Origin of the sequence: Klebsiella sp. MS 92-3, from assembly GCF_000195655.1 — a bacterium.
GTDB classification, from domain to species: domain Bacteria; phylum Pseudomonadota; class Gammaproteobacteria; order Enterobacterales; family Enterobacteriaceae; genus Klebsiella; species Klebsiella pneumoniae.
Map to the genome: position 1 here is coordinate 26,541 of NZ_GL882854.1, position 8,032 is coordinate 34,572.

At 61.2% G+C, this 8,032-nt stretch carries 7 protein-coding genes; 3 read left to right on the forward strand and 4 right to left on the reverse strand.

Going from position 1 to position 8,032, the window contains the following annotated elements; genetic code table 11:
* Positions 1 to 24: 24 nt before the first annotated feature.
* Positions 25 to 648, reverse strand: coding sequence for a CDP-alcohol phosphatidyltransferase family protein (locus HMPREF9538_RS04610; RefSeq protein WP_002901398.1), 624 nt, complete (start codon positions 646 to 648; stop codon positions 25 to 27).
* Positions 649 to 734: 86 nt separating this feature from the next.
* On the opposite strand from HMPREF9538_RS04610, the gene HMPREF9538_RS04605 reads away from it, so the two are divergent.
* Positions 735 to 1,145 carry a pyrimidine (deoxy)nucleoside triphosphate diphosphatase gene (locus HMPREF9538_RS04605; protein ID WP_004183673.1) on the forward strand — a complete coding sequence of 137 codons (411 nt, stop codon included), beginning with the start codon at positions 735 to 737 and terminating at the stop codon, positions 1,143 to 1,145.
* Between the two features lie 182 nt (positions 1,146 to 1,327).
* Entirely contained in the window at positions 1,328 to 2,671 is a 1,344-nt protein-coding gene (gene gdhA, locus HMPREF9538_RS04600; RefSeq protein WP_004176526.1) for an NADP-specific glutamate dehydrogenase, read from the forward strand.
* Between the two features lie 43 nt (positions 2,672 to 2,714).
* Here the strand turns inward: gdhA and HMPREF9538_RS04595 are convergent, their stop codons facing one another.
* From HMPREF9538_RS04595 to selD, 3 genes are all read right to left on the reverse strand, one after another.
* Complete coding sequence (locus HMPREF9538_RS04595; protein WP_004140406.1) at positions 2,715 to 3,695, reverse strand: NAD(P)H-quinone oxidoreductase; 981 nt, start codon at positions 3,693 to 3,695, stop codon at positions 2,715 to 2,717.
* 179 nt (positions 3,696 to 3,874) lie between these two features.
* Complete coding sequence (locus tag HMPREF9538_RS04590; protein ID WP_009486072.1) at positions 3,875 to 5,821, reverse strand: DNA topoisomerase III; 1,947 nt, start codon at positions 5,819 to 5,821, stop codon at positions 3,875 to 3,877.
* 4 nt (positions 5,822 to 5,825) lie between these two features.
* The gene (gene selD, locus HMPREF9538_RS04585) at positions 5,826 to 6,869 is read right to left on the reverse strand and encodes a selenide, water dikinase SelD (RefSeq protein ID WP_032457237.1); all 1,044 of its coding nucleotides are present in this window, start codon (positions 6,867 to 6,869) and stop codon (positions 5,826 to 5,828) included.
* A 225-nt stretch (positions 6,870 to 7,094) separates the two neighbouring features.
* On the opposite strand from selD, the gene phoC reads away from it, so the two are divergent.
* Positions 7,095 to 7,841, forward strand: a complete 747-nt coding sequence (gene phoC, locus HMPREF9538_RS04580; protein ID WP_002901387.1) for an acid phosphatase PhoC — start codon at positions 7,095 to 7,097, stop codon at positions 7,839 to 7,841.
* The last annotated feature ends 191 nt before the right edge of the window (positions 7,842 to 8,032 follow it).

Sequence of the window (8,032 nt, forward strand, 5' to 3'; positions counted from 1 at the left end):
TGTCGGCGACGCGCGATACCCCGTTTACGCTGTGGTCGTTACCCGCTTTAAGGTCTGGTAGCCACTGCAGATGCGCGTCGCCGTCGTCAGCCAGCACAGCGCGCCAAACAGCCACGCCAGCCAGGCGAAATGCGCCGGAAACAGGCAGCCGAGGACAAACAACAGGATGGTCTCCGTCCCCTCCGTCAGTCCCCCGAGATAGTACAGCGATTTATGGGCGTAGCCGGGATTGGCGATCTGGTGCCTGGCCGCCAGGGCGGCAAAAGCGAGAAAGCTGCTGCCGGTGCCGATAAAGGCAAACAGCAGCCAGCCGCCCGCCAGGGCATTGTTCAGCGGATCCGCCAGAATAAAGCCGAACGGCACCAGGGCGTAAAAGAGAAAATCCAGCGCAATATCGAGAAAGCCGCCCGCGTCCGTGAGCCCGCGCCGCCGCGCCAGAGCGCCGTCCAGGCCATCCAGCAGGCGGTTAAGGAGAATGGCCGCCAGCGCCGCGCCATACCACCCCAGCGCCAGAAAGGGCAGAGCCAGCACGCCGATGGCAAAACCAACCAGCGTCAGCCCGTCCGGTGAGATGCCGGGGCGGTCAAGGGCGCCGGCGACAGCGTTAAGCAGGGGTTTAAGGCGCGGATGCAGGTGGCTATCAAGCACGAAGGTCTCCAGCAGGGTTGGCGGTTGTCAGTTACGGTCTATGGCGGTGATAATAGGCCATATTCGTCTTATTAACCTTGATGCTTATGCTAAAAATGATTGATGTTGTCGCCGCCATTATTGAACAGGATGGCCAGATTCTGCTGGCGCAGCGTCCGCCCCACGCCGACCAGCCGGGGATGTGGGAGTTCGCCGGCGGCAAAGTGGAGCCGGGTGAAAACCAGCCGCAGGCGCTGGCCCGTGAACTGCAGGAGGAGATGGGCATCATCGCCCGCCCGGCTTGCTATATCGCTAGCCATCAGCGGGAGGTCTCCGGCCGCCGGATCCATCTGCACGCCTGGTGGGTGCCGCACTTTCAGGGCACGCCGCTGGCCCACTATCACACTCAGCTGCGCTGGTGCCTTCCCACAGAAGCGCTGGCCCTCGATCTCGCCCCGGCCGATATTCCTCTGCTGCACGCCTTTATCGCCCAGCGCCCCACCCTTTCCGTCCGCTGATCCGCCCGCCGCCTCGTCATCGCTTTTAGTTATGACGAGCGGGCAATTATAAATTTTGTTGTCGGCTCAATTTTTCCTTGCTTGCCTAAGGATTAGCGGTGTTATAGTCGGAAAATCGGTTTTTTCAAGGACCGAATCATAATAAATACATGCAACCACAACCATAAGGGGAACTGATATCTATGGATCAGACGTGCACTCTGGAAGGCTTTCTCACCCGCGTTCAACAGCGCGATCCTCATCAAACCGAATTTGCTCAAGCCGTCCGGGAGGTGATGACCACCCTGTGGCCTTTCCTTGAGGAAAATCCGCGCTATCGTCAGCTTGCTTTGCTGGAACGTCTGGTGGAACCGGAGCGCGTGATCCAGTTCCGCGTGGTGTGGGTGGACGACCGCAATCAGGTCCAGGTCAACCGCGCGTGGCGCGTGCAGTTCAACTCGGCCATCGGCCCGTATAAAGGCGGGATGCGTTTTCACCCGTCGGTTAACCTGTCGATTCTCAAATTCCTTGGCTTCGAGCAGACCTTCAAAAACGCCCTGACCACTCTGCCGATGGGCGGCGGGAAAGGCGGCAGCGATTTCGATCCTAAAGGCAAGAGCGATGGCGAAGTGATGCGTTTCTGCCAGGCGCTGATGACCGAACTCTATCGCCACCTTGGCCCGGATACCGACGTACCGGCGGGCGATATCGGCGTCGGCGGTCGCGAAGTCGGCTTTATGGCCGGAATGATGCGCAAGCTCTCCAACAACAGCGCCTGCGTCTTCACCGGTAAAGGACTCTCCTTTGGCGGCAGCTTGATCCGTCCGGAAGCCACTGGTTACGGCCTGATCTACTTCACCGAAGCGATGCTCAAACGTCACGGCCTCGGCTTCGAAGGCGCTCGCGTGGCGGTCTCCGGCTCCGGCAACGTCGCGCAATACGCCATTGAGAAAGCGATGGAGCTTGGCGCGCGGGTGGTGACGGCCTCCGACTCCAACGGCACCGTCGTTGACGAAGCGGGCTTCACCAAAGAAAAACTGGCCCGCCTGATCGACATTAAAGAGCGTGCCCACGGCCGCGTGGCCGATTACGCCCGCGAATTTGGCCTCACCTATCTTGAAGGCCAGCAGCCGTGGTCAGTGCCGGTGGATATTGCCCTGCCTTGCGCGACCCAGAACGAACTGGACGTCGATGCCGCCCGCCAGCTGATTGCCAATGGCGTCAAGGCCGTGGCGGAAGGCGCCAACATGCCGACCACCATCGCCGCAACCGACCTGTTCCTGGAAGCTGGCGTGCTGTTTGCCCCGGGCAAAGCGGCCAACGCCGGCGGCGTGGCGACTTCCGGTCTGGAGATGGCGCAGAACGCCGCGCGCATGGGCTGGAAAGCGGAAAAAGTGGATGCCCGTCTGCATCACATCATGCTGGATATCCACCACGCTTGCGTGCAGTACGGCGGCGAAGCGAAGCAGACCAACTACGTGCGCGGCGCGAATATCGCCGGTTTCGTGAAGGTTGCAGATGCCATGCTGGCCCAGGGCGTGATTTAACCACCCCTAACTCCATCCCGGCGGCAGCCCGCCGGGATGCGTCTCACGACGTCATCGTGATCACTACTTTCCCCAGATGCTGACCACTGTCCAGACAGGCATGGGCCTCGGCAATCTCCGCCATCGGGTAGCTGGCGTAGATCAGCGGCTTGCATTTCCCTGCCTCTAGCAGCGGCCAGACGTGGCGGCGCAGCGCCTCGGCAATCTGCTGTTTCTCCGCCGCCGTCCGGCCGCGCATGGTCGAGCCGGTGACGGTGGCTCGCTTGAGCATCAGAGTCTGAATATCAACCTCATGAGCGATTCGCCCGCCCATAAAGCCGATGATGACCAGTCGTCCATCCTTTTTCAGTAGCCCAAGGTTGCGGTTAAAGTAAGGGCCGCCAACAATATCCAGAATGACGTCCACCCCTTCATCGTTGGTCAGCTGGCCGATTTTCTCGGCAAAATCATCGGTTTTGTAGTTAATCGCCGTAGCATAGGGACGTAGCGCAGCAATTTTTTCGTCCTGGCCGACGGTGGCATAGACGGTCATCCCCAGCGCGTGGCACAGCAGGACCGCGGTGGTGCCAATCCCGCTGGCGCCGCCGTGGACCAGAATGCTTTCGCCAGGCTGCAGCTTACCCAGCTGGAAGACGTTCGCCCAGACGGTGAAGAAGGTTTCCGGAATGGCGGCCGCTTCGCTAAAGCTGAGACCCGCCGGGATCGGCAACGTCTGGCCTGCCGGCACGGCGCAGTATTCGGCATAGCCGCCGCCGTTGGTCAGCGCGCAAACGCGATCGCCGGGCGTAAACGCTGTGACCTGCGCGCCGACCTTAACAACCACACCCGCCACCTCGAGGCCGGGCACGGGGGTGACGCCCTCAGGCATGGGATACAGACCCTGGCGCTGCAGAATATCCGGCCGGTTGACGCCCGCCGCCTTCACCTCAATGAGCACCTCATGCTCCCCGATGGTGGGGATCTCCCCTTCGCGGATCTGCAATACCTCCGGGCCGCCCGGTTGGCTGATAGCAATATATTTCACGGGTCCTCCTTATCGCCTGTGAGAGAAATGGGGCATCGGCATCAGGAAAAGCGCAGCGGGCATCCCCTGCTCAGGGGCCCCGCGTCCAGGCTCTTCCCGGCTGTTTAGTGTAGACCATTGGCCTGACTGGCGGAGAAGCGGTGGCCGCGGGGTAACTCATCCTCGCGACCACCGGCGGGTTACTGCGGCGGCGGCGCGGTATCGTCTACCGCTTTTTTGCCTTTCGGCTTCCCTTTACCTTTACTGAACGACTTCTTCGCCCCGCCCGGCCCCACCAGGCCGCGGAACTGACGCACCGGCGTGCTGCGCGCCTGATCGATCAGTTGATACAGCGTCCCCACCAGCGGCTGCATAAAGTCCTGATAGCGGCACTGTTTCTCGCTGATCTGCGTCAACACCGACTCCCAGTGGGCGGTCATGTCCGGTCGCCCGGCCATCTCCGGCAGGGAATGAATGAGCGCCCTGCCGGCCTCCGAAGAGTGGATATAGCGCCCCTTTTTGCTCAGGAAACCACGCTTGAAGAGCAGCTCGATAATCCCTGCGCGGGTCGCTTCCGTGCCGAGGCCGTCGGTGGCGCGGAGGATCTTCTTCAGATCTTTATCCTGCACGAAGCGGGCAATCCCGGTCATCGCCGACAGCAGCGTGGCGTCGGTAAAGTGGCGCGGCGGCTGGGTCTGACGCTCCACCACCTCGCCCCTCTCGCACAGCAGTTCATCGCCTTTGGCCACCACCGGCAGCGGCGTGCCGTCGTTCTCTTCATCGCGCTCTTTGCTGCCAAGCAGCGTCCGCCAGCCCGCCTCGGCCAGAAAACGCGCCTTGGCGACAAACTTGCCGTTGGCGATCTCAAGATCAATCTGGCATTTGCGGAACACTGCGTCAGGGCAGAACTGCATCAGATACTGGCGGGCGATCAGGGTGTACACCTTCGCTTCATTATCGGTGAGCTTCACCTGGCTGCTGCGGGCGGTTGGGATAATCGCATGGTGCGCGTCGACCTTTTTATCATCCCAGCAGCGGTTGCGGATCTCCGGATCCACTACCGGCTGCGGCAGCAGGTCCGCCGCATGGACGGCAATCGCATTCAACACCGCATGGCGGCCAGCGAAGTGCTCTTCCGGCAGATAGCGGCTGTCCGAACGCGGATAGGTGATGAGTTTGTGGGTTTCGTACAGCTTCTGGCAGATATCCAGCACGTTCTGCGCGCTGAAGCCGAAACGTTTGGCCGCCTCAATCTGCAGCGCCGACAGCGAGAACGGTAGCGGCGCGGGTTCGGAATCGCGCTTATCGTTATAGCCGGTCACGATTGCCGGCTGGCCTTCGATGCGCTTAACCACATGCTCGGCCAGCGGACGATGCAGCAGGCGCCCTTCTTCATCCTGGTAAGGTTCGCAGGCTTCGCTCGGCACCCAGGTGGCGACAAAACGCTCCTCCTGCGGCGTGACGATATGCGCCTTCACGTCGAAGAAATCTTTGGCGACGAAATTTTCAATCTCTTCATCGCGACGGACCACCAGGCCAAGTACCGGGGTCTGCACCCGCCCCACCGAGAGCACCCCCTGATAGCCGGCGTTGCGCCCCAGCAGGGTGTAGGCGCGGGTCATATTGATGCCGTACAGCCAGTCGGCGCGGGCCCGCGCCAGCGCCGACACGCAGAGCGGCACGAACTCGCTGTTGGCGCGCAGACGGTTGATCGCCCGCTCCACCGCCTGCGGGTTGAGATCGTTAATCAGACAGCGCTGCACCTGCTGACGCTTCTCCGGCGCCAGCTGTAGGTAGTCGAGTACTTCGTCCACCAGCAGCTGCCCTTCTCTGTCCGGGTCGCCGGCGTGGATAACCTCCTCGGCGTCGCCGAGCAGGCGCTTGATGACATTCAGCTGTTTGGTGACCGAGGGCTTTGGCTGCAGCTGCCATTTCTCCGGCACAATCGGCAGATCGTTGAGATTCCACCGGGCATAGCGGCTGTCGTAGATGTCCGGCTGCGCCTGCTCCAGCAGGTGGCCGATACACCAGGTGACCACCTGCCCGTTGCCGCACTCAATATAGCCATCGCCTTTGCGGTGCGGTTTAGGCAACACATCGGCGATAGCCCGACCGAGACTCGGTTTTTCTGCAATAAACAACCGCATCGAATCAACGGATCTCGATCATGGGTCGCCCGCCGCGGGCGGTCACCAGCTCGCCGATGGCGGCCAGCTTAATGCCGAACTCCGCCGCGGCGGCCTGAACTTCCGCCTCCGCCTCCGGGGTCACCGCCAGCAGCAGACCGCCGGAGGGCTGCGGATCGCACAGCAGATCCCGCCACTCCGTCGGCATCTCGCCCATGAGATGGCCGTAGCTGGCAAAGTTGCGCCCGGTGCCGCCCGGCACCGCGCCGGCGGCGATATAGTCCTCCACCCCCGGCAGTTTTGGGATATCGGCATAGCGCAGCTGCGCCTGCACGCCGGCCCCGCGGCACACCTCGCTGAGATGGCCGAGCAGGCCAAAGCCGGTGACGTCGGTCATCGCCTTCACCCCGTCGATGGCGGCAAACGCGGCGCCGGCGAGGTTCATCTGGCACATGGTCTCCGTCGCTAACCCTTGATGCTCTGGCTTGAGCAGCGATTTTTTCTCCGCGGTGGTCAGTACGCCGATCCCCAGCGGTTTGGTGAGATACAGTTTGCAGCCCGCCTGGGCGGTGCTGTTTTTCTTGATGCGCTCGGTGGGCACCACGCCGGTGACCGCCAGACCGAAGATCGGCTCCGGGGCGTCAATGGAGTGGCCGCCCGCCAGCGCGATCCCCGCCTGCTGGCAGGCAAAGCGCCCGCCCTCCACCACTTCGCGAGCGATTTCCGGCGCCAGGGTGTTGATCGGCCAGCCGAGGATGGCAATCGCCATAATCGGTTTCCCGCCCATAGCGAAAATATCGCTGATGGCGTTGGTGGCGGCGATACGGCCAAAGTCGAACGGGTTATCGACAATCGGCATAAAGAAATCGGTGGTGCTGACGATCGAGGTGCCATTACCGAGATCGTAAACGGCGGCATCATCGCTGGTTTCGTTGCCGACAAGCAGGTTTGGGTCGACAAACTTCGCCTGCTCGCTATGCAGGATAGTTTCCAGCACTTTCGGGGAAATTTTACAACCACAACCGGCTCCGTGGCTGTATTGCGTTAAACGAATGGCTTGCTCGCTCATGGACATCTCCTGTCATTGCAATCCCGCTATGTTAGCGCCCAAACGCCAGGGTGGTAAGTACGACAGTCTGAAATCGCGTATGGTTGCTCATTAAGCAGACAAAAAGCCGTTTTTGCGAGACGCGACAATTTTTTCCCGACCATTTTCACTTTTACTTAAAGATGACAGAAATGTGACAGCACAGGACTGTCTTCTCTGGAATGATTATGACGTAAGGAAATTCTAATGAAAAAGCGTGTTCTTGCCCTTTGCCTGGCCAGTTTCTTCTCCGTTAACGCCTTTGCTCTGGTTCCCCCCGGGAACGATGTCACCACCAAGCCCGATCTCTACTATCTGACCAATGCCCAGGCCATCGACAGCCTGGCGCTGTTGCCACCACCGCCGGCGGTGGGCAGTATCGCATTTTTAAACGATCAGGCGATGTATGAGCAAGGACGTCTGCTGCGCAATACCGAGCGCGGGAAGCTGGCGGCAGAGGATGCTAACCTCAGCGCGGGCGGCGTGGCCAACGCCTTCTCCAGCGCCTTTGGTTCGCCGATTACCGAGAAAGACGCGCCGCAGCTTCACAAACTGCTGACCAATATGATTGAAGACGCCGGCGACCTGGCGACCCGCAGCGCGAAAGAGAAATATATGCGCATTCGCCCGTTTGCGTTCTATGGCGTCTCCACCTGCAACACCACCGAACAGGACAAGCTGGCGAAAAACGGCTCTTACCCCTCCGGGCATACCTCTATCGGCTGGGCCACCGCCCTGGTGCTGGCGGAGATCAACCCGCAGCGGCAAAACGAAATTTTGAAGCGCGGCTATGAGCTCGGCGAGAGCCGGGTGATCTGCGGCTATCACTGGCAGAGCGATGTCGATGCGGCGCGCATCGTCGGCTCCGCGGTGGTCGCTACGCTGCACACCAACCCGGCCTTCCAGCAGCAGTTGCAGAAAGCCAAAGATGAATTCGCGAAAAGGCAGAAGTAACGTCATCGCCGTTGCATTCCCGGATGCGGCGCCTGGCGCGTCTTGTCCGGGCTACAAAAACCGCGATTGATTCGAATGGTAGGGGTTGTATGCCGGGTAAGGCGCGAGCCGCCACCCGGCATAGATGCGGCTCCGAGCCTGCTGCCATCGCCCGGCGGCGCTGCGCTTGCGCGGCCAGCCGGACGGTTCCC